Source organism: Arthrobacter sp. P1_B4 (assembly GCF_056406555.1).
On the sequence record NZ_JBFTZW010000026.1, the window covers coordinates 1 to 26,423 of the forward strand.

A 26,423-nucleotide genomic window follows, 5' to 3' on the forward strand; every position below is an offset into this window, starting at 1 on the left:
GTCCATACATTCGTCACGAACCTGCGGGGGCCCGAACGCGCCTTGGTGGTCGCGGGCAGACCGGTAACCGGGATCATTCCACTCGGAGCGATCAGCGGTAACGTAACGGTTGCCTTTGCAGTCCTCTCCTACGCCGGCACGCTGACCATCACCACAATCGCCGATCCCGGGGCGTGCCCGGACCTGACAGGACTGCGTGACGAACTTTCCAGCGCCCTTGAAGCTCTGATGGTGACTGGGCCTTCATAAGCTTCGACCCGAGGATATCCGTTCATGAAGAGCCGTCGGCTCGGCGCATTCTCCGCGTGTGGATCCTAAGGGACTGACCGAGCGCACACCGAATGCCTGTGGACATCCGGACGTGGCTGTTCCAGAATCGGGAATGTGCCCAGGACCGAGCAGTACGGGCTTGTCTTCGACGGTGAACTGCCGCCGATGCGTTCCCTGCGCACGGCGTGGCTGCTGGCATTGTTCCTGGGCTTCAGCGGCGCGGACAGGTTCTACCTCCACAAGCCGGTTACCGGCACCTTGAAGCTGTTGACGCTGGGCGGCGCCGGCATCTGGTGGCTCATTGACCTATTCCGGATCACCAATGAGTACGCCGCCGACGGGGCATCCATGCCGTTGGCCGGGACCAACTCCCTGCGACGCGGCCTGCGTCTGGCCTCGACTGTCCTGGTCGTCACCCTCGCCGGTGCGGTGGTCTGCGTCAGCGCCGCCCCCGTCACCGGGACTGTGACCGCCACAGTTGCCGCGATAAACGCAGTGCTGCATCCGGCCCCGCGGCCCCCGGTGAAAGAATGGGTCACCGTCGCGGAGGCCTCCGGCACGAAACCCCCGGGCCCACTCGTAACCCTCACCGGCAGGCTTCACATTGAGTACACCTTCACCGGGGCCGCCATTGCCTATCTCCAACCCGTGAATGGACCGGCCCTCACCGTGCTGTCCCTGGCCAAGGCCGGCGCCGGGGCGATCGGCATCAGCCTGGCTCCGGGGACATACGCGCTGATAGTCAGCACTAATGGAGCCGTCTGGCACCTTACGGCCCAGGAATACCGGCCCTCCGGGTAGCGTCACGGTGCGCCGTCACATACCGGGCCGACGACAGGGAAGGACTGGGACCTGACCGTTCCCTATTGAAGAGACGCGGTCAGGCGCGCCAGATTGTCGAATACTTTTTGGGCTACGGGCCGCCGGATCCAGTCTTCGAGCTGCAGCTCGCGGCTTTCCACGCGGTACCCGTCTTCGATCCCGCGAATGGCGTCCACAAAATCGCGCCCGTGCACAAGTACGGATACCTCCATGTTGAGGCTGAAGGAACGCACATCCATGTTGCTGGACCCAATCACCGCAACTTCCTCGTCAATAGTGAAGTGCTTGGAGTGCAGCACCTTCGGTGCCCGGTAAAGGTAAATCCTGACGCCCGCGCGGAGCAGTGCTTCGTAGTACGAACGCTGCGCGTGATAGACCATGCTCTGGTCACCGACCTCGGAAACAAAGAGCTCGACGCTTAGCCCCCGCGCGGCTGCCGTGACAATAGCCATCAGGATGGATTCGTCCGGGACAAAGTATGGACTGGTGATGCTGACGCGGCGCTCAGCTTTGTGGATAAGCGTCGCGTAGAGCTTCAAATTGTTGTCGTTGTCGAAGCTGGGGCCACTGGGCAGGACTTGCGCGTCGACGAGCGCAGAATGATGGCTGACGCCGATGGCGCTGGAATCCAGTGGCAGTATCACACCCGCTTCGCTGTACCAGTCCGTCGCGAAGACCGCATCCAGCTCCCGGACCACTGGTCCCTCAACGCGCATCATCAGTTCGTGCCACTGAAGCCCGCGCTTCAGGTTGCCCTTCGTGTCGTAGCTCGCGTCGATGAGGTTCTGGGACCCCGTGAATCCCACGCGGCCATCGACGACGCAGATCTTCCGGTGATTGCGCAGGTCCGGCCTCTGCCATTCGCCACGCCAAGGCCGCACCGGCAGCATGGGGCGATATTCCGCCCCTATCTCCTGGAGGAACTCCAAGGTTTCTTTCCGGCCGGGGAACTTCAGGCCAGCCAGGTGATCGGACAGAACCCGCACGTCAACGCCGCGCCGTCGTGCCCGGGCCAGCGACTGAAAATACGGCTCTGTCGTTGCGTCCAGCACGAGGATGTAAAACTCCACGTGCACATAACTTGTGGCCGAATCAATATCAGCGATCATGGCATCGAAAGCTCCGTTGTAGTCGCCCAACAGGGTCGCACTGTTGCCCGCGACCATAGGGAGCGCCCCAAGGTTGCTGTTCAACACCACCGCCGAATGCAGCCATTCCGGCCAATCAAGGCCGCGGCTTATGAACGGGCTGCCTTCAGTCCGGGCCAGGACCAGAGCGTTGACTTCGCGCTGCTTGTCCCTGCGCGCCTTGGGCAGTTTCGAGTAACCAACAAAGAAATATGCGACGGCACCAAGGATCGGTATGAAAATTATGGCGAGCACCCAGGCAATAGCAGAGGATGGACGGCGATTCATCGACACCAGGACAGCTGCGACGGTCACGAGTAGTATGTGGGCCGCCAGCAGGAGCAAGGCAAAAGTTTCAGCGTCCTGGAAGGATCCGCGCACGGCTGCCTAAACGTACTTCAATGCACGAACGCCGTCAGACCAGCACCCGGCTCTTGGTTCCGTCAAAATATCCCAATAGTCTTCCCGGAAACTCATTTGCTTTTCCTGCTCTCAAAGATGCGTTCTCGTTTCCGGGACGGCATGTCCCTCAGCCCTGCCTTTGGAGGGTATGACCATTGTTTGCATTAGGTCCGGCATGGGCCTCACCCGCTGCGGGTGAAATTCCGGAAATGCATGGCGCGAGCTCCGAGTCGTGTTCGACCAGCTGGGCCGGCAGGCGACTGCCATGGCCCGTGGTGGCTGCGCGCCCGCGCTCAAGCAAACGGGCCGGACCCCRCCTAGGGGGTCCGGCCCGTCCACTCTTTGAGAGCCGCGAGAGCTTTCTAGGAGAGGGCCCCGTCCGCCTTCACGGCAAGGACGGGCCGGTCGGCCTGCATGAGGATGCGCTGGGCGTGGCTGCCCAGGATGAATTTGCCGACCTGTGAGCGGTGCCGCAGGCCAATGACAATCAGGGATGCGTTGACCTCGCGGGCGACGTCCAGGAATTCATCGGCGAGGTCGTCACGGTACGGCGGCTGGATCACCGTTGCCCTGATTCCGGCCTCCGTGGCCCGGCGGCCGGCCTCCTCCAGGATGTCGGAGCCGGCAACGGCTTTGTCCACCAGGGCGCCTTCGCGGGCGGAGTTGACGATCACCAGGTCTTCGTTCSTGAGCATGGCTTCGGCAATGCCGGCGGTCAGCGCGGCCTCCCCTGCCGGTGTGGGGACGAATCCGACGATGATGCTCATACCTTCTCCTTGATTTTCGTGGTGATGGGCTGTTCGCTTGGCGCCGTCGTCCACTTCGCCAGGAGAGTCCGGATGCCCGGGAGCACGGCTACCAGGACGAACACGATGAGCAGCGTCGCGGAGATGGGGCGGGTGAAGAAGCCCGTGGGATCGCCGCCGAACACGAGAAGTGAACGGCGCAGTGAGCTCTCCAGCAGGGACCCGAGGACGAACGCCAGGACCAGCGGACCGGGTTCAAAGCCGAACTTCTTCATCAGGTATCCCACGATCCCAAACACCACGACAAGCGTCACATCGAACATGCTGTTGTTGATGGTGTAGGCACCGAGCAGCGTGATGAGGGCGGTGACCGGGGCCAGGATCGCGGCGCGGACGCGGAGGATTTTCACGAAGATTCCGACGAGGGGCAGGCTCATGATCAGCAGCAGGATGTTGCCGATGTACATGGAGTTCACCACGCCCCAGAACAGCCCGGGGTCCTGCTCCACCAACTGCGGGCCCGGCGTCACACCCTGGATCAGCAGGGCACCGAACATCAAGGCCATGGTGGCGTTAGCCGGGATTCCGAGGGTCAGCAGCGGGATGAACGACGACGTTGCTGCGGCGTTGTTGGCGGTTTCCGGTCCAGCGACGCCCTCCGGTGCCCCTTTACCGAATCGTTCCGGCTGCTTGGCGCGCTTCTTCTCCATCGCATAGGAGGCCATCGATGCGATGGTGGCACCGCCACCGGGCAAAATGCCGAGGAAGAACCCGAGGACAGAACCGCGGGCGATCGCGCCGGAGGCCTGCGCGAGATCCGTCCGTGATGGCCAGACGTTCGTGACCTTGGACGGCGCCTTGGCGGCGCGGTGCCGCTCTTCGAGGTTGTAGAGGATTTCGCCCAGGCCGAAGATGCCCATGGCGATCGGCACGAAATCAATTCCGTCGGCCAGTTCCAGGTTGCCGAAGGTGAAGCGGCTTTCGCCGGTGAAGATGTCCCGGCCGACCGTTGCCAGCAGCAAGCCGACGGCGGCGGCGATGAGTGCCTTGGTCTTGGCACCGTTGCTGATGGTGGCGACCAACAGGATGCCGAGCAGTGCGAGCGCCGAGTATTCGGCCGGGCCGAAGTCGAGGGCAAAGCTCGCCACGACGGGCGCCAGGAAGGTCAAGCCAACGATTGAGGCGGTTCCGCCGATGAACGAGCCGATGGACGCCAAGCCGAGTGCGGTACCTGCCTTCCCCTGTTTGGCCATCTGGTAGCCGTCGAAGACGGTCACCACGGACGAGGCTTCGCCGGGAAGCCGCAGGAGCACGGAGGTGATGGTGCCGCCGTACTGTGCGCCGTAAAAGATGCCCGCGAGCATGATGATGGCGGTGACGGGTTCGACGTTGTAGGTCAGCGGCAGCAGGATGGCGATGGTTGCCGCGGGCCCCAGACCGGGCAGGACACCGATCAACATGCCGATGACGACGCCAATCAGGCAGTAGAGGAGGTTGCTCGGCTCCAGGACAACGGCGAATCCGTTGATCACGGGATTTAGAAAATCCACGGGGTTCTCCTAGAAGAGGTGGGGAATGGAGGTGTTGAGCGCAAGGACGAAGATTCCGTAGAACGCCGCCACGACGATCGCGCTTACCAGCAGGGTGGAGCGCCACGTTTCGCCGCCGAGGAAGCGCATCCAGATGATGCACAGGACGAGGGCGGGCAATTCAAAACCGATGGCCGGCATCAGCGCGACCATGGCGGCGAGGGTGACGAGCCCTGTCAGGGGTGCGGAGGACATGCGGGTGAACTTCTCCGCGTCCCGGTTGTGCCGCCCGACGGTCAACTGGAAGAGGCCCAGGACCACCATGACGCAGCTGATCATGAACGGCCACAGCCCGGGCTCCGGCGCTGCCGGAGTGCCGAGGCCCATGGCAACGGACAGGACCAGGGCGCCGGTGCCGACGCCGAGAACCACCAAGGAGGATGCCGCATTTGCCAGCGCTCCGGCGGCGGGCGGCTTCTCTTCCTCCCAATGCGCGGCGAGTTGCTCCGGCGTGAGGTCCTCCAGAACGTCGTCCCCGGGAGCTTCGGGGGCGTTCCCGCCGGAGGGGGCCGCGGGGCGGCTTCCCCCTCCGGCGGGCACTGAAGAAGGTGAAGACGACACTTGGATCACTTCGTTCCGCTGAGGCTGATGTCGTACTTCTCCACCAGCGACTTGTACTTGGCGGCGTAGTCCTTCCACTGGGTGACGACTTCCTCGCCGGAGATTTCCTTCGGGGTCAGCATGTTCTTCTTGTTGAATTCCTTGTAGGAATCGGACTTGAAGGTCTCCTTGATGGCAGCGAGCAGCTTGTCCTTCACGTCCTTGGGCGTTCCTTTGGGAGCGGCGACGGCGCGATACTGCGCCACGGGAACGTCGTAACCGGATTCCTTGGCCGTAGGCACATCCGGGAGGAAGGAGTTCCGCTCCTCCGAAAAGACGAGCAGCGGTGTGACCTTTCCGGCCTTGATCTGCGGCATGGCTTCGCCGAGCTGGATGGTGGACACTTCTACCTGGTTGCCGAGGACCGCGGTGAGGGCTGGCTTGCCGCTGTCGAACGGTACATCGGTGCCCTTGACGCCGGCCTGCTTGAACAGGACGGTCTGTGCCAGCTGGCTGCCGGTGCCCACGCCGGTGGTGCCGAACGTGATATTGCGCCCTGCTCCGGTCAGGTCCTTGATGCTGTTGAAGCCGGAGGTTTTGCTGGCGACCAGCACGTAGTCGTCCTGCGACAGGCCGGCAATGATGTCCAGGTCGTCGATGCTGACGGCCTCATCCGCGGTGACCGCAAGCGGGGTGATCGTGATCAGGGACGCGGTGACCAGAAGGAGGTTCTGGCCGTCGGCGGGCTTGCCGGCAACTTCCTTTGTGGCCAAGGCGCCGTTGGCCCCTGGCTTGTTCACCACAGGCATCGGGGCGCCGAGGGTTTTGGAAGCGCCCTCGGAGATGGCGCGGGCAATCAAGTCGGTGCTGCCGCCGGCGGCCTGGCCCACGGTGAGGCTTACGGGCCCGTTCGGATATTTTGAAGAATCGGTACTGCCGCCGGCAACATTGCCGCAGGCCGTCAGCGCCAAGAGCGTGACGGCGGATGCCGCTCCAAGTACGGTGCGGCGCGAAGGGAAGTGCATCATTGAAACTCCTCATTGATGATCAGGGCCAGCGCCCCGGAAGCATGTGAACCGCGTCACTGCCGGTTCGCTGTGTCGAGTGTAGGGAGCGGCTATGATGCATGTCTAAGCCCAAATATGCATCGAGTGATACCGGGAAGGCATCATGTTTACCTTTGACCAGCTGGCCGGATTCATCGCGGTGGCAGAAGAGCTTCACTTCGGCCGCGCGGCGGAACGCCTGAACATGACCCAGCCTCCGCTGAGCCGGCAGATCCAAAAGCTGGAGAAGGCCGTCGGCGCCGAGCTGCTGGAACGGGACAACCGGAAGGTCCAGCTGACCCCGGCGGGAACCGCCTTCCTGGAGGAAGCCAGGCGGTTGCTGGCCCTCGCCGAACGCGCCCCTGTCACCGCCCGCCGGATCGCCTCGGGCCGCTCCGGCCTTCTGCGAATCGGTTTCACCGCGGCCAGCGGGTTCAGTATCTTGGGGCCCCTGCTGGAGGAGATTTCGGCGATCCTTCCCGACGTCGACGTCGACCTGCAGGAAATGGTGACCGGTGAACAGATCCAGGCCCTGGAAACGGGAGAACTGGACCTGGGGCTGGCACGTCCGCCCTTCGACAAAGACGTTTTTGATTCGCGGCTTCTTTACCGCGAATCCATGATGGTGGCCGTTCCGGCCGGCCATCCCCTGGCCCGCCGCGGCGGCATTGTCGGGAACGAGGACCTCAAGGACGAGGCCCTCATCATGCATTCGCCACTGCAGGCCCGGTACTTCTACGACCTCGTGATCCGCATGCTGCCGGTGCAGCACGGCAACGTGGTCCACACGGTCAGCCAGATCCTCACCATGGTCTCGCTGGTGGCGGCCAAACGCGGAGTCGCCTTTGTGCCCCGGTCCGCCACAGCGCTGGGCATCCAGGGGGTCGAATTCCTCCCGCTGGCCAGCAGCCACGGCGAACCCGTGGAGCTCCATGCCATCTGGAGCCGTAAAGTGAGCAATCCCGCCCTGTCGCGGCTGCTCGGCGCCCTGGACTTCCAGCTGGACTAAGGTCGCCACAATGCACTGAAGGTATCAATGCATTCAATAATGCACTTGGACAGGCATGAGGCGGCAAACCTAGTCTGAAGGGGAACCGCACTTCCCCGCCGACTCGGCGCATACCCGGAGGACCCCACCGTGGCAAAATACGCACCCCAGGAACTGGCCAACGTCCTCAAGGACGGCCTGCTCTCCTTCCCCGTCACCTCGTTCGACGAACAGCTCCAGTTCGACGAAGAGAACTACCGCAAACACCTCGCCTGGCAGGCCAGCTTCCCGGTCGCCGGACTCTTCGCGGCCGGCGGAACCGGGGAGGGCTTCTCACTGACCCCGGCCGAGTCCGAGCGCGTCGTCCGCGCCGCCGTCGGGGAAGTCGGCAGCATCGTCCCGGTCCTGGCCTCCGCCGGCGGCTCCACCGCCCAGGCCATCGAAAACGCCCGCGCCGCCGAGGCCGCCGGCGCCGACGGCATCCTGCTGCTCCCGCCCTACCTCACCGAGGCGGACCAGGGCGGCCTGATCGACCACGTCAGCGCCATCTGCCGGTCCACCTCCCTCGGTGTCATCATCTACAACCGTGCGAACGCGATCTACAAGGACACCACCGTCGCCACCCTGGCCGACCGCCACCAGAACCTGATCGGCTTCAAGGATGGAGTCGGAGACCTCGAACACGACGCCCGGGTCTACGCCAAGCTCGGCGACCGCCTGTTCTACCTCGGCGGCCTCCCCACGGCCGAGACGTTCGCCCTCCCGCTGCTGCAGCTGGGCATGAGCACCTATTCCAGCGCCATGTACAACTTCGTGCCGCAGTTTGCGCTGGACTTCTACCAGGATGTCCGCAACCACGACCGGGTGGCCGTGAACAAGAAGCTGAACGAGTTCGTGATCCCCTACCTGGACATCCGCGACCGGGTGAAGGGCTACTCCGTCTCGATCGTCAAGGGCGGACTGGCCGCGATTGGCCGCTCCGCCGGCGGGGTCCGCCCGCCGCTGCAGAACCTGGCGCCCCAGGACCTCGCAGACCTCAAGTCCCTTATCGCCACCGTTTCCTAGGAGGATGCACCGTGACACTCACCGGACGCTCACTCATTGCCGGCCAGGCCGTCGCCGGGGACGGCGCGACGGCGTACGCCTTCAATCCCGCCACGAACGAACGGCTCGAACCCGGCTACACGCTGCTCACCGGGGAACAGCTGAAGGACGCCACCGCAGCGGCCGCCGCGGCCTACCCCTCCTTCAGCACGCTCGACCCGGAAACCCACGCCCGGTTCCTTGAGGCCATTGCCGGGAACATCGAGGCGATTGGCGAGGAACTCATCACCCGAGCGGGCCTCGAGACCGGACTACCGGCCGCCAGGCTCCAGGGCGAGCGGGCGCGCACCACCGGCCAGCTCCGGCTCTTCGCCGGCGTCGTACGCCAAGGGGATTACCGCGGGGTCCGGATCGACCCGGCGCTGCCGGACCGCGCTCCGCTGCCGCGGGCGGACATCCGGCAGCGGCAGATCCCGCTTGGTCCCGTCGCCGTTTTTGGTGCGAGCAACTTCCCGCTGGCCTTCTCGACGGCGGGCGGCGACACCGCCTCCGCCCTCGCCGCCGGCTGCCCCGTGGTCTTCAAGGCCCACAATGCGCATCCGGGCACCGGCGAACTCGTCGGCCAGGCCATCGCCAAGGCCGTCCGCGACACCGGGCTGCACCCGGGCGTGTTCTCGCTGATCTACGGTCCGGGCACCAGCATCGGCCAGGCGCTCGTCGCCGATCCAGCCATCAAGGCCGTCGGCTTCACCGGATCGCAGTCCGCCGGCATCGCCCTGATGCGCACCGCCGCCGCCCGGCCCGAACCCATTCCCGTCTATGCGGAAATGTCCTCGCTCAACCCGGTGTTCGTCTTCCCCGGCGCCCTCGACGGCAACGCCGAAGAAATCAGCGTTCTCGCCCGGCAGTACGTTGCCGCCGTCACCGGCAGCTCCGGGCAGCTGTGCACCTCCCCCGGCCTCCTGTTCGCCCCCGCCGGCGCGGCCGGCGACGCCTTTGGCGCCGCCGTCGGCCGGGCCGTGTCCTCATGCGCCGGGCAGACCATGCTGACCGAAGGCATCGCCGGGTCCTGGCACGCCGGAGCCGATGCACTGGGTTCCGCCGGGAACGTCAGCGTCGTCGGCCAGGGCGCCGACGGGGCGACGAAGAACGCCCCGGCTCCGGCCATCTTCGGCACGTCTGTCGCCGAGTTCGTGGCCAACCCCGTCCTGCACCAGGAAATCTTCGGCGCCGCCAGCCTGATGATCCGCTACTCCACCACCGAGGAGCTCGTTGACGCCGCCCAGCGGCTCGAAGGCCAGCTCACGGCCTCCCTGCAACTGACCGAGTCGGACTACCGCGCCGCTGCCCCCCTCATCCCGGTGTTGGAGCAAAAGGTCGGCCGGATCATCGTCAACGGCTGGCCGACCGGCGTCGAAGTTGGCCACGCCATGGTGCACGGCGGCCCGTTCCCCGCCACATCCGACACCCGGACCACGTCCGTGGGTACATTGGCAATCAGCCGGTTCCTGCGCCCCGTCGCCTACCAGAACCTGCCACAGGAACTGCTCCCGGCGCCGCTGCAGGACCCCAACCCGTGGCGGCTGAACCGCCGGATCGACGGCGTCGTTCAAGCCTCCGCAGCAGAAGAGGCAGCAACAGAGAAAGCAGAGGTCAACGCGTGAGCACGCGGCCCACCATTGCCCACGTTGAAGTGGTCCCCGTTGCCGGGCACGACAGCATGCTGATGAACCTCAGCGGCGCGCACGGCCCGTTCTTCACCCGCAACATCGTTCTTATCACCGATTCGAATGGCCGCACCGGACTCGGCGAAGTGCCGGGCGGGGAAAAGATCCGGGCCACCATCGAGGAAGCCGGCATCTTCCTGGCCGGCCAGCCGGTGGCCCGCTACCGCTCCCTGCTCCGGGACGTCGCGGCGAAGTTCGCCGACCGCGACGCCGGCGGCCGCGGCCTGCAGACCTTTGACCTGCGCACCACCGTCCATGCCGTCACCGCGATCGAATCCGCCCTCCTTGACCTGCACGGTCAGTTCCTCGGCGTCCCCGTCGCGGAACTGCTCGGCGACGGCCAGCAGCGCAGCTCGGTGCCCATGCTCGGTTATCTGTTCTTCATCGGCGACCCCGGCCGAACGGATTTGCCGTACCTGGTGGAGGACGCGCCGGCGGACCGGTGGGAAAAGCTCCGCCGGCAGGAGGCCATGACACCGGAGGCCGTGGTGGCCCTGGCCGAAGCCGCCCAGGAACGCTACGGATTCAGCGACTTCAAGCTCAAGGGCGGCGTGCTCTCCGGCGACGCCGAGGTGGATGTGGTGACGGCCTTGGCCAGGCGTTTCCCGGAGGCCAGGATCACCCTTGATCCCAACGGCGCCTGGCTCCTGGAGGAGGCCGTCCGGCTGGGCCAACGCATGCAGGGCATTGTGGCCTACGCCGAGGACCCCTGCGGCGCGGAAGGCCGCTTCTCCGGACGCGAGGTCATGGCCGAATTCCGCCGCGCCACCGGGCTGAAGACCGCGACGAACATGATCGCGACGGACTGGCGCGAAATGTCCCATGCCATCCGCAGCAACGCCGTGGACATCCCCCTCGCGGACCCGCATTTCTGGACCATGCACGGTTCCGTCCGGGTGGCCCAGATGTGCGCCGAATTCGGCCTGACCTGGGGATCGCACTCGAACAACCACTTCGACATCTCGCTCGCCATGTTCACCCACACCGGGGCGGCCGCCCCGGGAGAAATCACGGCGCTGGACACGCATTGGATCTGGCAGGACGGCCAGGGGCTCACCAAGGAACCACTGCAGATCAAGGAAGGTGCGATCAGGGTTCCGGACGCTCCGGGCCTCGGAATCGAGCTGGACCGCGCCGCTCTGGACAAGGCACACCAGCTGTACCTGGAACACGGCCTCGACGCCCGCGACGACAGCATCGGCATGCAGTACTACATTGACGGCTGGTCCTTCGACCCCAAACGGCCCTGCCTGATTCGATAGAGACTGCTCGATAGGGACTGCTCACTAGGGTCTGTTCGCTAGGGACTGTCCGCCGGGCAGCATCCCTGAGGCGGATCCCCACCGCTGCCGCACGGCCGGCTCTCCTTGCGCAGGAGAGGGTTCGGCCGTGCGGCATCCCGCTTCCGGCTCCCCTGGTCGCAGGCACCCGACACGAAGGACCAATCTTGGGCGGCGTTCTCACCGGCATACTGATCGTCGCCTCCGTCATCGCCGTCGGATATCTCTCGGCCCGGCTGCGGATCCTCGGACCGGAAGTCCAGGGCGCCCTGACCCGCACGGCGTTTTACATCACCAACCCGGCACTGCTGTTCACGGTGGTGGCCGGCAGCGATATCCGGGCCGCGCTCGGAACTGATGCCCCGCTGGCGCTGCTTTCCGCGGCGGCCGTGGGGCTGCTCTATTCCCTGCTGAGTGTCCTGTTCTTCCGCCGGCCGGTGGCAGAGACAGCCGTCGGCGCGATGGCCAGCAGCTACGCGAACGCCAACAACATCGGGATCCCCGTCTCCCTCTACGCCGTGGGAACGGCCCAGCACGTGGCTCCCGTCCTGCTGGCACAGATCCTCGTCCTGGCGCCGGTCTATTTGACCCTGCTGGGTGTTGCATCGGGGTCCAGGATCTCTTGGCGGAAACTTCTGCTTCAGCCCTTAGCCAACCCCATGATCATCGCCTCCGGCCTGGGCGCGGCGGTCGCACTGACCGGCTGGACAGTTCCGGAACTGCTGCTGATACCCGTCGACATGCTCGCCGGCGGCGCCGTCCCCATGGTGCTGCTGGCCTTCGGACTGTCCCTGGCCGGCAAGGCCCCGCTGCAAAAGGGCGACGGGCGCACTGAATCGCTCGTCGCCACCTTCCTGAAGATCGCAGGCATGCCCGTGCTCGTCTGGGCGCTGGGCCGCTTCGTCTTCGGCCTCGAGGGGCAGCACCTGTTGGCCATCGTGATCATGGGGGCGCTGCCCACGGCCCAGAATGTCTTCCTCTTCGCCTCCCCGTACCAGCGCGGCGTGATCGTTGCCCGGGACGTCATCCTGTGCACCACCCTGCTCTGCGCCGGCTCTTTGCTGGTCATCGCCTGGTTGCTTGGCTGACTGAGGCGAAACACTCCCCCAGCGCTTGTTATACAAGTAAGTAACTTGTAGCCTAAGTTGAGCGAGGCGGAGTTGCCTCGCAGGAACTTCAGGGAGAACCATGACCAGCGTTGATCTCATCCGCCATGTAAAGCTGTCCACGGCCAGGCTTCCACTCGCCGTTCCGATCAGTGACGCGAAAGTGTTCACCGGACGCCAGAAGCCGATGACCGAGGTCGTGTTCCTTTTCGCCGAAATCACCACCGAACAGGGCCACAGCGGAATCGGGTTCAGCTACTCCAAGCGCGCCGGCGGGCCGGCCCAGTACGCCCACGCCAAGGAAGTCGCCGAAGGCATCATCGGCGAGGACCCGAACGACATCGGCCGGCTCTACACCAAACTTCTCTGGGCCGGTGCGTCCGTGGGCCGCTCCGGAGTGGCCACCCAGGCGCTGGCCGCAATCGACATCGCGCTCTACGACCTCAAGGCCAAGCGCGCCGGCCTGCCGCTGGCCAAGTTCCTGGGCGCCTACCGTGACTCCGTGCAGACCTACAACACGTCAGGCGGCTTCCTCAACGCCTCCCTGGCCGAGGTCAAGGCCCGCGCCACCGTCCTGCTGGACGAAGGCATCGGCGGCATCAAGATCAAGGTCGGCCTTCCGGACACCGCCGAGGACCTGCGCCGCGTCGCCGGCATCCGCGAGCACATTGGCTGGGACGTCCCACTCATGGTGGACGCCAACCAGCAGTGGGACCGCGCCACCGCACTGCGGATGGGCCGCCGGCTGGAAGAATTCAACCTCGTCTGGATCGAGGAACCGCTTGACGCGTACGACTTCGAAGGCCACGCGGACCTCGCCCGCGCCCTGGACACCCCCATCGCCACGGGCGAGATGCTGGCCTCGGTCGCGGAGCACAAGGGCCTGATCAGCGCCAACGGCTGTGACATCATCCAGCCTGATGCCCCGCGCGTCGGCGGCATCACCCAATTCCTGCGCCTGGCCGCACTGGCCGACGAGCGCGGACTCGGCCTCGCCCCGCACTTCGCCATGGAAATACACCTACACCTCGCCGCAGCCTACCCGCGCGAGCCCTGGGTGGAACACTTCGACTGGCTCGATCCGCTGTTCAACGAGCGCCTCGAAACCAAGAACGGCCGCATGCTGGTCCCGGACCGCCCAGGGCTGGGCATCTCCCTCAGCGGGCAGGCGCGCGCCTGGACCACAGAATCTGTGGAATTCGGCAAGTAACCTTGAAGCCATGAGCCGGAACCTGACCGCGGACCTCGCGAGCGATCTTCGACGCCGTATCGTCGACGGCGTCCTTGCGCCGGGCGCGAAGCTGCCCAGCGAAAACACCCTGATCAGCGAATTCGGCGTCAGCCGGACCGTGGTCCGTTCGGCACTGACCCGGCTGCAGGCTGAGGGGCTCGTGGAAACCGAACGCGGGCGGGGCAGCTTCGCGCTGACCCCGCCGCCGGACGGCCCGCAGCAGGCGGCCGGCAGCCGCCCCGTGGCCAGCCTGGAAGACCGCCTGTGGCAGCTGGAGTTCCGCATCGCGGTGGAGTCCGAGGCTGCGGCCCTCGCCGCCCGGAACCACACAGACCGGCAGCTGAACGCTGTCCGGAAGGCTTTTGAAGACTTCGTGGACAGCGCGGCCCACCCGGGACACGCCATGAAGGCTGACTACGAGTTCCACCGGGCCATTGCCGCAGCCTCCGGAAACCCCTTTTACTCCGACTGCCTCGCATCCCTGGGGCCGACCATGATCGCGATGCCCCGCGGCCGGCTCGTGGGCAGCGGCGAGCGTGATGCGCGCGGGCATTTCGACCAAGTGGTGCAGGAACACGAATCAATCGTCGCCGCCATCGCGGAGGGCGACGGACCGTCGTCGTCAGCGGCGATGCGGAGCCATCTGGCAAATTCCCGACGGCGGCTGCGCGCCGCCGCTCCCGGCCACGGCTGACCCCAGGGCCCGGACATCGGGCGGGGACTTCCAGTCCCTCAAGGTATCCATCGATGCAATTAATGTGTTGGACGGGCATTACCGCCGCCGAATAAAGTGAAGAATCGCTGTGGCAAGGGCCACAATAAACTGCCCGCCCCGGCCGACCAGCTTCGCCAATTCAAAGGAAATCTCCATGCAGTCTGTCGACAACGCTGTCACGGACGTGGCCTTGGCCACGAAAAAGTTCTTCAAGCGGGTGCTGCCCATCATGCTCGTCATGTTGGTCTGCAACCAGCTCAACCGGTCCAACATCGGCTATGCCCAGGAGCATCTGCACGCGGATGTCGGCATCGGCGCCGCCGCCTACGGGTTCGGGGCCGGGCTGTTCTTCATCGCATACGCAATCTTCGAACTGCCCAGCAACGTGATGATGGAGAGGTACGGCGCCAAGGTCTGGCTGGCCAGGATCATGATCAGCTGGGGCATCGTCTCTTTTCTGATGGTGTTCGTGCAGAACGAGACCATGTTCTATGCCCTGCGGTTCCTCCTCGGCGCCGCAGAAGCCGGCTTCTTCCCCGCCGTCATCTTCTACTTCGCCCGCTGGGTGCCGGCCGGGCAACGGGGCAAAGCAACAGCGATCTTCATCGCCGGTTCCTCGGTCGCCGCGGCGCTCTCCGGCCCGATCGCCGGAATGCTGCTCAGCCTCAACGACGTCCTGGGATACCGCGGCTGGCAGTGGCTGTTCGGCTTCGAGGGGTTGCTTTCCGTGGTTGTCGGCATTGCGGTGTTCTTTGTCCTTGACGCCAAGATAGCGGACGCCACATGGCTGACAGCGGGCGAGAAGTTTGCCCTCACCGCGGCGATTGCGGACGAGGACGCCCAGCACGCCCCCGCCTCAGGCGGGAATCCCAGCGGGAAGATCAACCGCTGGAAGATGCTCCTGAACCCCCAGATCCTCCTCCTTTGCGGCATCTATTTCTCCGTGCAGCTCTCCATCTACGCCAACACGTTCTGGCTGCCCAGCATCGTCAAGCAGATCCCGGGGACCACGGACCTGAGCGTCGGATTCCTCTCCGCCATCCCCTGGATCTGCGCCGTGATTGCCATGTACTTCGCCGCCAAGTGGCAGGACAAGGCCAAGTCCAAGCGGCCCCTCCTCGTCGCTGCGCTCCTGGTCGCCGCCGTCGGCACGCTCGCAGCCGCCGTCGCCTCCCCAGTCCTGGCCCTCGTGTTCCTGGCCATCGCCGCCATGGGATTCAAGAGCGCGTCACCGTTGTTCTGGACCATCCCCCAGTCAGGCCTGCACCCCCTCATCCTCGCGCCGGCCATTGCCATCATCAACTCCCTGGGCAACCTCGGTGGCTTCGTGGCGCCGTTTGGTTTCGGCATCATCAAGGAGCAGACCGGCAGCGTCATCCCGGGGCTCTTCGCCCTCGCAGCGGCATCGACAATCGCCGCCGGCCTTGTCTACTTCCTCAAGGAGCGCAAGTCCGAGGCCGCGGCAGGGCACGTGGCTGCACCCGAGGAGGCGCCGGCGTTCGCCGTGGCCGCCAAGTAGACGGGCACGGAAAGGACAGGCAGGCGCCCGACGGGCGCCTGCCTTTTCCATCGCCCATGCCGCGCTCAGTGGCTCTTGCGTGCGTCCTGCAGGTGCCGGTCGAGCTTTTCTTCGGCTTCGCGGCGCCGCTGACCGATGATGCGCAGCTGCTGCGTGATCGGATTTCCGTAGCCATCAACGTCGCGGTGATGCGTGCCCTTCAGGCGCTCGGGGCCGGAGGGCAAGCTCACCCGCGGTTCAGTATTTTCGCCCATACCGGGATGATCCCACACTGCCCGCCGGCTGAAAAGGACGGCTATTGCGCCGAAGAACCGGCCGGCACGCCGGGTTCATTCCGGCCTCGTGTCCCGATGCAGGTCCGTGTCGAGGGCATGGGCGCTGGCCAACCTGGCCAGCAGGATACCCAGCTGCGCAGACTGTTCGCTGGTGAGCGGGGCCAGGAGTTCGGCCTCGTACCGTTCGGCGATTCCGCGCAGTGCCCCGAGAACCTTCGTGCCCTCGGCCGTCAGCCGGAGCTCGTAGTTCCGCCGGTCGGCGCTGCTGCGCACGCGGGCCACCAGCCCTCGCGTTTCCAGCGAGTCGATGAGGGGAACCACGCGGCTCGGCACCGCCCCCAGGCGGTCGGCCAAGGACCGCTGGCTCAGTCCGGGGCTGCGGCCGAGCAGGCGGAGGACACCCGCGTCGCTTGGGGTCAGGCCGAGTTCGCGCGTGCGCTCGGCGAAGCGTGCCGATGCCAGCGCCCCGAGCTGGGACAGCAGGAAAGCGGTCCGTTTCGGCCGCGGCGGATCCGGCGAGTCCATGCCCCAATATTACGCCATTGACAGAATCATTCAACAGGTGAATCATTTTAGTTGTGACGTAATTATCGGAAAGAAGCCATCATGACTGACCTGTCCTCCCACCACACTGCTCCCTCGACCCGATCCGGCGGCCCCAACCCGGGCATCCTGGCGGCCGTGAGTCTGGGACTCACGATCGCGGCCCTGCTCAGCAGCGCGATCCTCACCAACGGGCAGGCCTACGTCTCGCCCTTCTCCCCCGCCGGCCAGGTCGCGGCATATTTTCAGGGGAACACCGGCGCCGTGCGGCTCGCCAGCCTGTTCCAATTCGGCTCAGCGGTCCCGCTCGGCATCTTTGCGGCCACCGTTTACGCCCGGCAGCTCCGGCTTGGCGTGCGCGTCCCCGGGCCCGCAATCGGCTTCTTTGGCGGCATTGCCGCCTCGGTGTTCCTCATGATCTCGGCCGCCGTGGGGTGGGTCCTGAGCCGCCCGGAAATCACCACCGATGTGCCACTGACCCATGCATTGTCGTTTCTCGCATTCATCACGGGCGGCGTCGCCTATGTGGTCGGCTTGGGACTCCTCATCGCCGGAATCGCCGTCCCCGCCCTCATCCTGCGCTTCGTGCCGCGCTGGCTGGCCTGGGCCGGGCTGGTCATCGCCGCCCTGTCCGAACTGAGTTTCTTCTCCATGGTGATCGAGCCGCTCCAGTTCCTGCTGCCCGTCGGGCGGTTCGGCGGCCTGCTCTGGCTTGTTGCCGTCGGATTCCTGTTGCCGCGGAGCCGGGCTGCCGCGAATCGACGCGAACCCTGAGCCTGTCGAGCTGGCCGCCCGGCCTAGGCTCCCTCCCCGGAAAGGCCTCCGAGCACGCCCGCATCCGCGCGGCCGTAGCGCACGCGCTCGATGGGACGATGATGCAGCAGGGGTTGGCGGGCGGCTGAACGGCGCCCGGGCGACCGTCCGGCGCCTGATGTCGAGGGCTGTGCGGGCGTTTCCGCCGCCCCTTCAACCGGCCACGATCCCGAGAGCCCTGCATACCTTCCTGGAGCCAGCGGGGCGGAAAACCGTGAAGACACTTTACAACGGGAAAGACCGGTCTGTCTCGGATCGGGGACAGATTTGAATGCAGCGCCAGGCCCTGTGGCAATTCCTAATCGCGGCTCTGGATGACTTCCTTCAGCCATGCGATTGCGTCGGTCCTGGATGTAAAGAACTCGTGCGGGTACTTGGTCTCCCGGCTCGTGGCGGAAGCGATCACCCTGTCGACTGTGCTGGATCCGAGGACCGCGATGGCCACCACGCCCCTGCTCTGTGCGAATTGGTATCTGGCCGCCGCGCTGAACACCACGTCGGTCATCTCGGAGAGCATTGGCATCGGCGTCCCGCCACTGATCCGGTCCACGGCAAGCATGGCGTCCCTGGCATCTTCGGCGTCCACAAAGGAACCCGGGCGCCAGACGCTCTCGAGTATCCCAGCATCGACGCTGAGCGAGTTCTTCCCGTCGGCGGCGTCGATTGGTCCCTGCATCATGCCGTTGATCCTAGGCCCGAACTGCGGCGGCGCCCGGCACCGCGCCCATGGTGTGGCCGGCAATGCCGCACGGCGTGGATTCTGGCCCCGCCTGCGGAACAACCGCGGGGTGCCGTACGTTGCACTTAGCCTAGTAAAGACTCGAGAAAGAGAACAAGCCACGTGGCAACCGATTACGACGAAGTCCGCTCGGACGTTAAGGAAACCCAGGAAAACTCCCTGGAAGCACTCCAGTCCGCCAACGCACCGGACGCCCGCAGCGTCGTCCAGGAACTGGACGAGGCCGACGGGCTGGACGGGGCCGGAGTCCCCGGCGGCGAGTTCATCGCCGAAGAGCTGATTGTCCAGGTCATCCCGCAGGCCGACGACGAGTTCACCTGCAGCTCCTGTTTCCTGGTCCGGCACCGTTCCCAGATCGCCCGGYAGTCCGGCACCGATATCTACTGCACGGACTGCGAGGGCTAAAAGCGGGAAGGCTCAAAGCCAGGTCCGTGGTCCTACTCGAACCGGGTGGCCGGGATGGCGGTGCTGGAACGGATCAGTCCGAAGGCAGCTGTCACTGCGGCCAGTGCGAGCAGGATGCTGAAGGACAGGGCGGCGTAGTATACGGGGCCGGGCCAGGTGATGGTCCGGCCCCCGCCGAATGAGATAACCATCAGCCAGGCCACGACGAATCCGAGCCCGGCTGACAGCAGAAGCACTGCCACAAGGGGAACCGCGGCCTCTCTTGCGATGACCCCGCGAACAACTTCAACGGGCATGCCCATCAGCCGCATCAGGCCCAGCACGCGTTTTCGGTCCAGCATCGCGGCAGCCGTGGACACGGCCAGCGAAACGCCGGCGATGACGACGGCGACGAAGGTGCCGTCCGGGGCAAGGATGCCGGCCAGGCAGTGCAGCAGGGTGGACTTACCCGACCCCGACGGGCCCATGACCGCGAGTACCTCACCGGCGTGAACGTCGACGTCGATACCGCGCAGCGCCTCGGTCTGTCCGAACGCGTGGCGGACACCGCGGGCGCTGAGGATGGGTGCAGTGGTGTCGATCGTGCCCATGCGCTCTGGAGCCCGAGTCCAGCGCATCGGCAGGCTTCCGTGGGCCTGACGGCCTCAACTTGGACAGGTATAAAGGTTTTCCCAAGTTGCGGTGGGAATCATGGGCGACATTCCACAACTGCATTGGGGGCACGGTCATGACTTCTCAGACCGAGAGCGTTTTTCGGGACAACGGTTCTGCTGTTTCACCCAGATGGACATCCCGAGACCTGTTTGGAGGAAATCGGTGATGGGGCAGCACTTCAGAGGGCGCCTGCGCCAGACAGCGGTCATCCTCGTGCTGGCCGTGGCCGGCGTCGGCGCAATCAGCGGGACTTCGCAGGCCGCCCCCAGCCACGACAACCGCCATTACACGGCGGGCGCCCCCGGCAGCGGGGACGCATATTTCCCGTTCGCCGGCAACGGCGGCTACGACGTCCTGCACTACGACCTCGCCCTCCGCTATACGCCACCGACCAATCCCGCGGTCCTCGCAGGCCGCCTCAGCGGGGTCGCGACTGTCACCGTCCGTGCGAAGCAGAACCTGGAGTCGCTCAACTTCGACCTGCGCGGCCTGGGCGTCACGTCGGTCCAGGTCGACGGCAAGGCAGCCAAGTGGTCCCAAGTGCAGAACGACGCGAACCGGATCTGGGAACTCACGGTCGGGCTGCGGCCGAAGCTGAAGGCCGGACAGACGACGTCGATCGTGATCGAGTACGGCGGAACCACCGGCCGGCCGCTCGACACCACCGGAGCGCTCTACGGTTGGGTCACCACCGCTGACGGTGCGATGGTCGTCAACGAGCCCGAGGGTGCGGCGACCTGGTACCCCGTGAATGACGACCCTGAAGACAAGGCGACCTATACGTTCCGCATCACGGTTCCGGCGGGGAAGACGGCCGTGGCGAACGGCCTGCCCGTCGGCCGGCCGGCGACGAAGGCGGGATGGACCACATGGACGTGGAAGGCCTCGGACCCGATGGCCAGCTATCTGTCGACGGCGAACGTCGGCGACTTTGCCCTGTCCTACGACGTCGGTCCGCACGGGCTGCCCATCGTCAATGCGATCGACGCGGACGTGAAGGGAGCGGCACTGGCCGAGACGAAGGCGTCGCTTGCGTTGCAGCCCAAGATGATCGCATTCCTTGAGGGCCAGTTCGGGCGGTACCCGTTCGAGGCCTTCGGCGCGATTGTCGACGACGACACGGTCGACTATGCGCTGGAGACGCAGACGCGGCCGGTCTACTCGGAGGTTGCGGACGAATACACGGTGGTGCACGAACTCGGGCACCAGTGGTTCGGAGACGCGGTGAGCCCGTCCGACTGGCAGGACATCTGGCTGAACGAGGGCTGGGCGACGTACATCGAGTGGCTGTGGGCCGAGCACCAAGGCGCGGCCACGATGCCGGAACAGTTCGGAGACGCGGTGGCATACCTCGACGCGAACAACCGCTGGGCGCTGAACATCGCAGACCCGGGCCGTGACAACTTGTTCGCGGGCCAGGTCTACCTCCGCGGGGCGGCTGCCCTCTACGCGCTGCGCGCGAAGATCGGCGACGCGGCATTCCTCAGCGGCACCCGGACGTGGTTGAGCCGCTACAACGACTCGACGGCGACGACGGAAGACTTCGAAGCCGTGATGGAAAACGCGTCCGGCCAGCAGCTCGACGCGTTCTTTGACGACTGGCTGCGCAAAGGCGACCGCCCGGGGATGCCACAGCCAGCAGCAGCGAAAACTCAAGTGATCCCAGGACCGGCCCCCACGCATTCCCACCTCGCGCCGAGGAGCACCCTCCGGTAGTGGTGAGGAACTTCCGGCTTGGCGCGACACCCGCGCCAGGCGGCATCCGCCCTACCTCCGCGACGCCCTAACGGCCATCGCCGATCCCCCGCCGCGCCTCACGGGCTCGGCGGCTGCGACCATGCCGCCGTCAGGCAGGAACTCGATGGCGGTCGCGGCGCCGATCTCCGCTGCCGAGGTGAACGCATCCCCCGACGGGGTGAACTGATGGCCAAACGGTGCCAGCTGGCTGCCGTACTTGGCGATGAACTCCGGTTCGGCCGTGACCTTGGCCGTATTCCGTTGCGAGGCACGCGGTGCAGCGATCGCCCCGGAGATGGTCATGCCAAGGTCCACCCGGTTCAGGATGGTCTGCAGGACGGTTGTGATGATGGTCGATCCGCCGGGCGAGCCGAGGGCGAGGAACGGCTTGCCCTCCTTGAGGATGATGGTCGGCGACATGGACGAGCGCGGGCGCTTCCCCGGCTCGATCCGGTTCGGGTCGGCCGGGTCGTAGACGGTCGAGAAGTCGGTCAGCTCGTTGTTGAGCAGGAAGCCGCGGCCGGGGACCACCATGCCGGACCCTCCGGTCTGCTCGATCGTGAGCGTGTAGTCGACCACGTTCCCCCACTTGTCCGCGACGGTCAGGTTGGTCGTCGAGATGTTCTCGGTGTCCTTCTCGTCGGCGGGCGCGACGGCGGCGGCCGGGCACGCGCCGTCGTACGAGGACACGTTCCCCGGCGCAACCGGCTTCGCTGCCGCGTGCAGCGGGTCAATCTGGCAGGCACGCTCCTTGCCGAACACCGGGTCCGTGAGCGCGGCGGTGGGAACGCTCACGAACGCGGGGTCCCCCACGTACTTGCCACGGTCCGCGAAAGCAAGCGCGCTGGCCTCGAGGTAGTGGTGCAGGGCGCCCGGCGTGGACATCCCGGACAGGTTGGACGGCTCCAGGATGTTCAGCGCCTCGCCCACGGTGGTGCCGCCGCTGCTGGAGGGCGCCATGCCGTAGACGTCCAGGTCGCGGTAGTCCACGTGCGTGGGCGCCTGATCCAGGGCGCGGTATGCGGCGAGATCCGCCGTCGTCAGGTGGCCTGCCGGAACGGGAAGCTTTGTGTTGGAAGTCTTGGGCGGAGCCTGCACCGTGGCCGCGATCTCGGCCGCAAGCGGCCCGCCGTAGAAGCCGTCCGTGCCCTTTTTCGCGAGGAGCCGGTATGTCTCGGCGAGGTCGTGGTTCTGGAAGACACTGCCGACGGCGGGGGCGTCACCGCCCGGGAGGTAGAGGCTGCTGGTCGAGGGAAACGCCTCGAACCGGGCTTTGTTGTCGAGGGTCTGCTGGCGGAACGTCTTATCGACCACGAATCCACGGGTGGCCACCTTGATGGCAGGCTTGAGGGCATCGCCGAGGCTCAACGTGCCCCACCGGTCCAGGGCACGCGCCCAGGTAGCCGGGGTGCCGGGGACGCCAACGGAGACGCCGCTTGTGACGAGCTCGGGCGTGAAATTGAAGGGCTTGCCGGTCGCTGGGTCGATGAACGCGTCGTGCGGCATTCTGGCCGGTGCGGTCTCGCGGCCGTCGATCGTGCCCACCTTGCCGGTCTTCGCGTCGTAGAACACGAAGTAGCCTCCGCCGCCAATCCCGGCACTGTACGGCTCAGTCACGCCAAGGGTCGCGGCTGCGGCGACGGCGGCATCCGCTGCGTTGCCGCCCTTGCGGAGGACCTCGATCGCCGCTGCGGATGCCTCCGGATCCACGGTGCTCACCGCTCCGCCGTAGCCGGTGGCGGTTGACGTCTTTGCGGTCTCCCGCGGATCGGCCTGCGCAGGGGCGGCGACGGCGCCACCCGTCACGCTCAATGCCAGGGCCGCCGTGACAGCCACCAGCCCCCGTGTCATATATGCCATGATCGCTCCCGAGTCCGTGTTACGCGTATTGACGGTGCTTGTCACGCTACTACGCAGACGTGCGACACTCAACACTCGCGCCGATGGCATTGGATGCTCTTCCGGCAGCTGTCAGAAGTGGACTGCCGGGTGCTCGGTCACTTCAGTTTCATCAAAAATTGTCGGTGGCTCCTGAGATGATCTGAGTGTGGAGAGCAGGACAGTGTTGAGTGCGGAGAGCGGGGCGACCGTGGAAGCCGTCGCGGCGTCGGTTGCCGCGCTTGCCGCCTTGGCCGGTGCCGGCGCTGACCGATCCGATGCGCCTGCTGCCGACCTGTTGGGTGACGGCGATCCGGCTGGCGCCGACCGGCGGCGGAGTGCTGATGGCCTGAGGGATGCCGATCCGTTGCGTTGTTGGGCCGATGCCTGTCTGGACGGGCTGGCCGAGGTCGCCCGGCTGGAGGCCCGGACCGCGGCGTTGAGGGTGCGGCTGGCCGACGACTACGCGCACGCAACCAGGCTTTTGGCGCCGCCAGCGCCGTCCCCGCGGGACCGTGCCGTCCGTGAGATGGCCCTGGTCGCCGAGGTCGCCTGTGTCCTGACGGTCAGCGAACGCGCCGCCGCGGCCCTCCTCGCCGAATCCCGGGCCCTGACGACGGCGCTGCGGCTGACCCTGGCCGCCCTTGAGTCCGGGGCGATCTCCTGGCAGCACGCCCGGATCATCGTGGACGAAACCAGCAGCCTGAATGCGGCCGGGGCGGCCGGGCTCGAAGCGCACTTCCTGGACCCCGAAGCACCGAACCCCGCCCGCGGCTGCCCGGCCGGGGAGCTCGTTCCCTCCCGGTTCCGGGCCAAGGCCCGCACCTGGCGCGAACGCCACCACCCCGCCAGCATCGAGGAACGCCACGCCACGAGCGCCGCGGACCGGCGGATCGAGTACACCCCGGCCAGGGACGGCATGGCCTGGCTCTCCGCCCACCTCCCGGCCGACACCGCCGCCGGGATCTGGGACCGGACCACCGCCGCCGCCCGCGCCCTCCAGGGCCCGCACGAGGGCCGGACCCTGGCCCAGCTCCGCGCCGACGTCACCGCCACCTGGCTCCTCACCAACGGCACGCCCGGCGGCGGATCAAACGACGGAACGGCCGGCGCCGGCACCGGTGGATCGGCCGACGGCGGCGCCGGCACCGGCACAGGGGTGGGAGCTCGTGCGGGTGCGGGTGGGCTTGTTCCGGTCCCGCGTGCGCAGGTCCTGGTCACCGTCCCGGTCCTGTCCCTGCTCGGCGCCACCGACGAACCGGCCGTCCTGGACGGGTACGGTCCGATCCCGCCGTCGATGGCCCGCCGCCTGATCGCCGACGGCGCCGGTTCCTTCTCCCGGGTCCTGACCGACCCGCGGGACGGTGCCCCGCTGGAAATCGGCCGGACCAACTACCGGCTGACGACGGCCCAGCGCCACTGGCTCCGGCTCCGCGACGGCCGGTGCCCGTTCCCCGGCTGCGGCAACCACTCCCTGGACAACGAGGCAGACCACCTCCTGGCCTGGGCCGACGGCGGCACCACCGGCATCTCGAACCTCGGCCAGCCCTGCCCGAAACACCACCGGCTTAAACACGCCTCCGCCTGGACACCGGACCGGGCCAGCAGGGACCACCCACCGGGCTGGACCTCCCCGTCCGGACGCTACTATCCCAGCGAACACCAGGACTGGGAACCACCCCACTGGCCCGAGGACTGGCTGCCCCACATCCAGGCCACGGACACACGCCCGGAACCCGACCCCGACACAGGCCCCGATCAAGGCCAGCCCGCGGATCCGGACGCAGGCCTGCCCCCGGACCCGTTCCCGGACTGGCACCAATTCACCGCCGGGCACCCATTCACGGCCGGACACCAATTTCCCGACGCAGTGCCGGAATACCGCCTGCTTCAACCCACATGAAAAGCCAACCGTCAATGTCCGGGCCATCAGCCTGCCGTCTGTAGGCCCTGTCCGCCACACCCGCGCAGGACTACGATTTTGCCTGTTGACCAATTGCCGTGACCAGCACAGGCGGGGGCAAATGCAGAGTGAGGAAAACGCTGTGACGGTAACGACGATGGTGAGTGGACCGCACTGGCGGCGTGTAGTGGCAGCCTTCGCTAACACGGACGCTCGGACCGCCTACGCGCAAATAGTGCTCGGCGCCAAGCTCCCCGACGTGCTTGCTGACCTGAATGACCACCGGCGAAACCGGGCCATCGCTGTCCTCCTTGAGTCAGGACTCGTGGAACGCAATGCCGCCAGTGACCTTGAGGCACCCGAGGCGATCTTCCGCGACCTCCTCAGGCAGCAACCCCGGCGGCAGCCGCAGACCGGATTGGCCCGCTTCATGCGCTTGGGGAGGATCGAGAGGTATCCAGCCAACATGACGGAACGGCGGGAGCTCCTGGCCTGGATCGTCAGCGAAGCTATAGAGCCGGGCGAACACCTAACGGAAAAGCAGGTTAATGAACGACTGCTCAGTTATAGCGATGACGTCGTCATGCTGCGCCGCTACATGATCGACTTCGGACTCTTGGAACGGACGGCCTCGGGTTCCTCATACTCCCGGCAGGCATAACGCGGGCTCCAGGCCGGCATTAGGTGGGCTTTGAACTCGACGCTCTTTTAGCGCCCAAACCTGCCCGAGAGCCAACATTGGCACCCACGGGATGCAGCGGTTTCTTGTTCCACCGCGAGTCGAGCAGGATTCTCAGCGGTCAGCCCGCGCCCTGCCCCTCGCGGGCCACTTCTTCCAGAATCCTGGCTGTCGGCGCTGCCGTCATTAGCTGCCCGATCACCTCAGGTTTGTCCCACACCTGGCTGCGCAACTTTTCCAGAAAGCCGGTCGCGGCGTCCCTGGTGTCGAAATCAAGGAGCACGGCCACACTGTTCTGGTCCTCTGTGTCCCGGAACAAGCGGACTGCCCGGGCGCCGGAGGCGGCTCGGCCTGCGGGATCAGTGTCGAAGACCTTCTTAAAGGCCTCGTAGTCCCGGACCGGATAGCTAATCTGCAGGGTGAACATCGTCGTTCCTTTCCCTCGGGCTATGTCAGGACCACGATAGGCCGTCCAGCGTCATCCCGGTAGGGCCGGAGAGCGGGTTTGATCCGGTGCTTACGACCCGGTCGGTGACATTAGGCATCACAGTCGCTACGTTGAAGACCGGACACTAGTGCCCTGGGTTCGGGCGCCGAAAGAAGGACTGAGTGGACAGTGATGCTGGTACGTGGTTTCTGAGCCGC

At 66.1% G+C, this 26,423-nt stretch carries 26 protein-coding genes; 15 read left to right on the plus strand and 11 right to left on the minus strand.

The features are described from left to right. On the plus strand, positions 1 to 249 hold a 249-nt coding region (locus AC1D1W_RS10995), incomplete at its 5' end, for a WS/DGAT domain-containing protein (RefSeq protein WP_476943687.1). A gap of 135 nt (positions 250 to 384) precedes the next feature. Further along, positions 385 to 1,071 (plus strand): TM2 domain-containing protein, encoded by a 687-nt coding sequence (locus AC1D1W_RS11000; protein WP_476943688.1) that lies wholly within the window; start codon positions 385 to 387, stop codon positions 1,069 to 1,071. A gap of 62 nt (positions 1,072 to 1,133) precedes the next feature. Here the strand turns inward: AC1D1W_RS11000 and cls are convergent, their stop codons facing one another. The 5 genes from cls to AC1D1W_RS11025 all read right to left on the minus strand — a co-directional run bounded on the left by cls (position 1,134) and on the right by AC1D1W_RS11025 (position 6,524). Beyond that, complete coding sequence (gene cls, locus AC1D1W_RS11005; protein ID WP_308197205.1) at positions 1,134 to 2,600, minus strand: cardiolipin synthase; 1,467 nt, start codon at positions 2,598 to 2,600, stop codon at positions 1,134 to 1,136. 383 nt (positions 2,601 to 2,983) lie between these two features. Next, positions 2,984 to 3,388: a universal stress protein gene (locus AC1D1W_RS11010; RefSeq protein ID WP_476943689.1), complete on the minus strand. Its 405-nt coding sequence runs from the start codon at positions 3,386 to 3,388 to the stop codon at positions 2,984 to 2,986. After that, positions 3,385 to 4,917 (minus strand): tripartite tricarboxylate transporter permease, encoded by a 1,533-nt coding sequence (locus AC1D1W_RS11015; RefSeq protein ID WP_476943690.1) that lies wholly within the window; start codon positions 4,915 to 4,917, stop codon positions 3,385 to 3,387. Before AC1D1W_RS11015 ends, AC1D1W_RS11010 begins: the two co-directional genes overlap by 4 nt. Positions 4,918 to 4,926: 9 nt before the next feature. Beyond that, positions 4,927 to 5,496 (minus strand): tripartite tricarboxylate transporter TctB family protein, encoded by a 570-nt coding sequence (locus AC1D1W_RS11020; protein ID WP_476943691.1) that lies wholly within the window; start codon positions 5,494 to 5,496, stop codon positions 4,927 to 4,929. 26 nt (positions 5,497 to 5,522) lie between these two features. After that, complete coding sequence (locus AC1D1W_RS11025; protein WP_476943692.1) at positions 5,523 to 6,524, minus strand: Bug family tripartite tricarboxylate transporter substrate binding protein; 1,002 nt, start codon at positions 6,522 to 6,524, stop codon at positions 5,523 to 5,525. A gap of 142 nt (positions 6,525 to 6,666) precedes the next feature. Between AC1D1W_RS11025 and AC1D1W_RS11030 the strand changes: the two genes are divergently transcribed. The 8 genes from AC1D1W_RS11030 to AC1D1W_RS11065 all read left to right on the plus strand — a co-directional run bounded on the left by AC1D1W_RS11030 (position 6,667) and on the right by AC1D1W_RS11065 (position 16,152). Then, complete coding sequence (locus AC1D1W_RS11030) at positions 6,667 to 7,551, plus strand: LysR family transcriptional regulator (RefSeq protein WP_028277910.1); 885 nt, start codon at positions 6,667 to 6,669, stop codon at positions 7,549 to 7,551. 129 nt (positions 7,552 to 7,680) lie between these two features. Then, complete coding sequence (kdgD, locus tag AC1D1W_RS11035) at positions 7,681 to 8,595, plus strand: 5-dehydro-4-deoxyglucarate dehydratase (protein ID WP_028277909.1); 915 nt, start codon at positions 7,681 to 7,683, stop codon at positions 8,593 to 8,595. Positions 8,596 to 8,606: 11 nt separating this feature from the next. Then, the gene (locus AC1D1W_RS11040) at positions 8,607 to 10,238 is read left to right on the plus strand and encodes an aldehyde dehydrogenase (NADP(+)) (RefSeq protein WP_243177274.1); all 1,632 of its coding nucleotides are present in this window, start codon (positions 8,607 to 8,609) and stop codon (positions 10,236 to 10,238) included. Further along, positions 10,235 to 11,563 carry an enolase C-terminal domain-like protein gene (locus tag AC1D1W_RS11045; protein WP_243177273.1) on the plus strand — a complete coding sequence of 443 codons (1,329 nt, stop codon included), beginning with the start codon at positions 10,235 to 10,237 and terminating at the stop codon, positions 11,561 to 11,563. The genes AC1D1W_RS11040 and AC1D1W_RS11045 overlap by 4 nt, the downstream gene beginning before the upstream one ends. A gap of 185 nt (positions 11,564 to 11,748) precedes the next feature. Next, positions 11,749 to 12,669: an AEC family transporter gene (locus AC1D1W_RS11050; protein WP_476943693.1), complete on the plus strand. Its 921-nt coding sequence runs from the start codon at positions 11,749 to 11,751 to the stop codon at positions 12,667 to 12,669. 100 nt (positions 12,670 to 12,769) lie between these two features. Beyond that, the gene (locus AC1D1W_RS11055) at positions 12,770 to 13,897 is read left to right on the plus strand and encodes an L-talarate/galactarate dehydratase (RefSeq protein WP_476943694.1); all 1,128 of its coding nucleotides are present in this window, start codon (positions 12,770 to 12,772) and stop codon (positions 13,895 to 13,897) included. A gap of 10 nt (positions 13,898 to 13,907) precedes the next feature. Then, positions 13,908 to 14,612, plus strand: coding sequence for a FadR/GntR family transcriptional regulator (locus tag AC1D1W_RS11060; RefSeq protein WP_476943695.1), 705 nt, complete (start codon positions 13,908 to 13,910; stop codon positions 14,610 to 14,612). Positions 14,613 to 14,787: 175 nt separating this feature from the next. After that, on the plus strand, positions 14,788 to 16,152 hold the full coding sequence (locus AC1D1W_RS11065; protein ID WP_476943696.1) for an MFS transporter: 1,365 nt from the start codon (positions 14,788 to 14,790) through the stop codon (positions 16,150 to 16,152). Positions 16,153 to 16,217: 65 nt separating this feature from the next. Here the strand turns inward: AC1D1W_RS11065 and AC1D1W_RS11070 are convergent, their stop codons facing one another. Then, a complete protein-coding gene (locus tag AC1D1W_RS11070) occupies positions 16,218 to 16,406 on the minus strand; it encodes a hypothetical protein (protein ID WP_043436522.1) in 189 nt (62 codons plus the stop codon). A gap of 75 nt (positions 16,407 to 16,481) precedes the next feature. After that, positions 16,482 to 16,952, minus strand: coding sequence for a MarR family winged helix-turn-helix transcriptional regulator (locus tag AC1D1W_RS11075; protein WP_476943697.1), 471 nt, complete (start codon positions 16,950 to 16,952; stop codon positions 16,482 to 16,484). 81 nt (positions 16,953 to 17,033) lie between these two features. On the opposite strand from AC1D1W_RS11075, the gene AC1D1W_RS11080 reads away from it, so the two are divergent. Next, on the plus strand, positions 17,034 to 17,744 hold the full coding sequence (locus tag AC1D1W_RS11080) for a hypothetical protein (protein ID WP_476943698.1): 711 nt from the start codon (positions 17,034 to 17,036) through the stop codon (positions 17,742 to 17,744). Positions 17,745 to 18,081: 337 nt separating this feature from the next. Here AC1D1W_RS11080 and AC1D1W_RS11085 read toward each other — a convergent pair whose 3' ends face one another. After that, entirely contained in the window at positions 18,082 to 18,462 is a 381-nt protein-coding gene (locus AC1D1W_RS11085) for a DUF7793 family protein (protein ID WP_476850075.1), read from the minus strand. Positions 18,463 to 18,624: 162 nt separating this feature from the next. Between AC1D1W_RS11085 and AC1D1W_RS11090 the strand changes: the two genes are divergently transcribed. Beyond that, positions 18,625 to 18,927: a DUF4193 domain-containing protein gene (locus AC1D1W_RS11090; RefSeq protein ID WP_476943699.1), complete on the plus strand. Its 303-nt coding sequence runs from the start codon at positions 18,625 to 18,627 to the stop codon at positions 18,925 to 18,927. A 32-nt stretch (positions 18,928 to 18,959) separates the two neighbouring features. Here the strand turns inward: AC1D1W_RS11090 and AC1D1W_RS11095 are convergent, their stop codons facing one another. After that, positions 18,960 to 19,517 carry an FtsX-like permease family protein gene (locus tag AC1D1W_RS11095; RefSeq protein ID WP_028277899.1) on the minus strand — a complete coding sequence of 186 codons (558 nt, stop codon included), beginning with the start codon at positions 19,515 to 19,517 and terminating at the stop codon, positions 18,960 to 18,962. 229 nt (positions 19,518 to 19,746) lie between these two features. Between AC1D1W_RS11095 and AC1D1W_RS11100 the strand changes: the two genes are divergently transcribed. Continuing rightward, on the plus strand, positions 19,747 to 21,297 hold the full coding sequence (locus AC1D1W_RS11100; protein WP_476943700.1) for a M1 family metallopeptidase: 1,551 nt from the start codon (positions 19,747 to 19,749) through the stop codon (positions 21,295 to 21,297). A 51-nt stretch (positions 21,298 to 21,348) separates the two neighbouring features. On the opposite strand, the gene ggt is transcribed toward AC1D1W_RS11100, so the two are convergent. Continuing rightward, entirely contained in the window at positions 21,349 to 23,169 is a 1,821-nt protein-coding gene (gene ggt, locus AC1D1W_RS11105; RefSeq protein ID WP_476943710.1) for a gamma-glutamyltransferase, read from the minus strand. Between the two features lie 196 nt (positions 23,170 to 23,365). Between ggt and AC1D1W_RS11110 the strand changes: the two genes are divergently transcribed. Next, entirely contained in the window at positions 23,366 to 25,099 is a 1,734-nt protein-coding gene (locus tag AC1D1W_RS11110; protein WP_476943701.1) for an HNH endonuclease signature motif containing protein, read from the plus strand. A 142-nt stretch (positions 25,100 to 25,241) separates the two neighbouring features. Next, positions 25,242 to 25,760, plus strand: coding sequence for a DUF2087 domain-containing protein (locus AC1D1W_RS11115; protein ID WP_476943702.1), 519 nt, complete (start codon positions 25,242 to 25,244; stop codon positions 25,758 to 25,760). 139 nt (positions 25,761 to 25,899) lie between these two features. On the opposite strand, the gene AC1D1W_RS11120 is transcribed toward AC1D1W_RS11115, so the two are convergent. Then, positions 25,900 to 26,205, minus strand: coding sequence for a hypothetical protein (locus tag AC1D1W_RS11120; protein WP_028277894.1), 306 nt, complete (start codon positions 26,203 to 26,205; stop codon positions 25,900 to 25,902). Positions 26,206 to 26,423 lie beyond the last annotated feature (218 nt).

Bases quoted from the DNA above. Each gene is read 5' to 3' on its own strand.
- AC1D1W_RS11025 (WP_476943692.1), bottom strand. From the start codon at position 6,524: ATGATGCACTTCCCTTCGCGCCGCACCGTACTTGGAGCGGCATCCGCC.
- AC1D1W_RS11030 (WP_028277910.1), top strand. From the start codon at position 6,667: ATGTTTACCTTTGACCAGCTGGCCGGATTCATCGCGGTGGCAGAAGAG.
- AC1D1W_RS11055 (WP_476943694.1), top strand. From the start codon at position 12,770: ATGACCAGCGTTGATCTCATCCGCCATGTAAAGCTGTCCACGGCCAGG.
- AC1D1W_RS11060 (WP_476943695.1), top strand. From the start codon at position 13,908: ATGAGCCGGAACCTGACCGCGGACCTCGCGAGCGATCTTCGACGCCGT.
- AC1D1W_RS11065 (WP_476943696.1), top strand. From the start codon at position 14,788: ATGCAGTCTGTCGACAACGCTGTCACGGACGTGGCCTTGGCCACGAAA.
- AC1D1W_RS11070 (WP_043436522.1), bottom strand. From the start codon at position 16,406: ATGGGCGAAAATACTGAACCGCGGGTGAGCTTGCCCTCCGGCCCCGAG.
- AC1D1W_RS11075 (WP_476943697.1), bottom strand. From the start codon at position 16,952: ATGGACTCGCCGGATCCGCCGCGGCCGAAACGGACCGCTTTCCTGCTG.
- AC1D1W_RS11080 (WP_476943698.1), top strand. From the start codon at position 17,034: ATGACTGACCTGTCCTCCCACCACACTGCTCCCTCGACCCGATCCGGC.
- AC1D1W_RS11085 (WP_476850075.1), bottom strand. From the start codon at position 18,462: ATGATGCAGGGACCAATCGACGCCGCCGACGGGAAGAACTCGCTCAGC.
- AC1D1W_RS11095 (WP_028277899.1), bottom strand. From the start codon at position 19,517: ATGGGCACGATCGACACCACTGCACCCATCCTCAGCGCCCGCGGTGTC.
- AC1D1W_RS11100 (WP_476943700.1), top strand. From the start codon at position 19,747: ATGGGGCAGCACTTCAGAGGGCGCCTGCGCCAGACAGCGGTCATCCTC.
- ggt (WP_476943710.1), bottom strand. From the start codon at position 23,169: ATGACACGGGGGCTGGTGGCTGTCACGGCGGCCCTGGCATTGAGCGTG.
- AC1D1W_RS11120 (WP_028277894.1), bottom strand. From the start codon at position 26,205: ATGTTCACCCTGCAGATTAGCTATCCGGTCCGGGACTACGAGGCCTTT.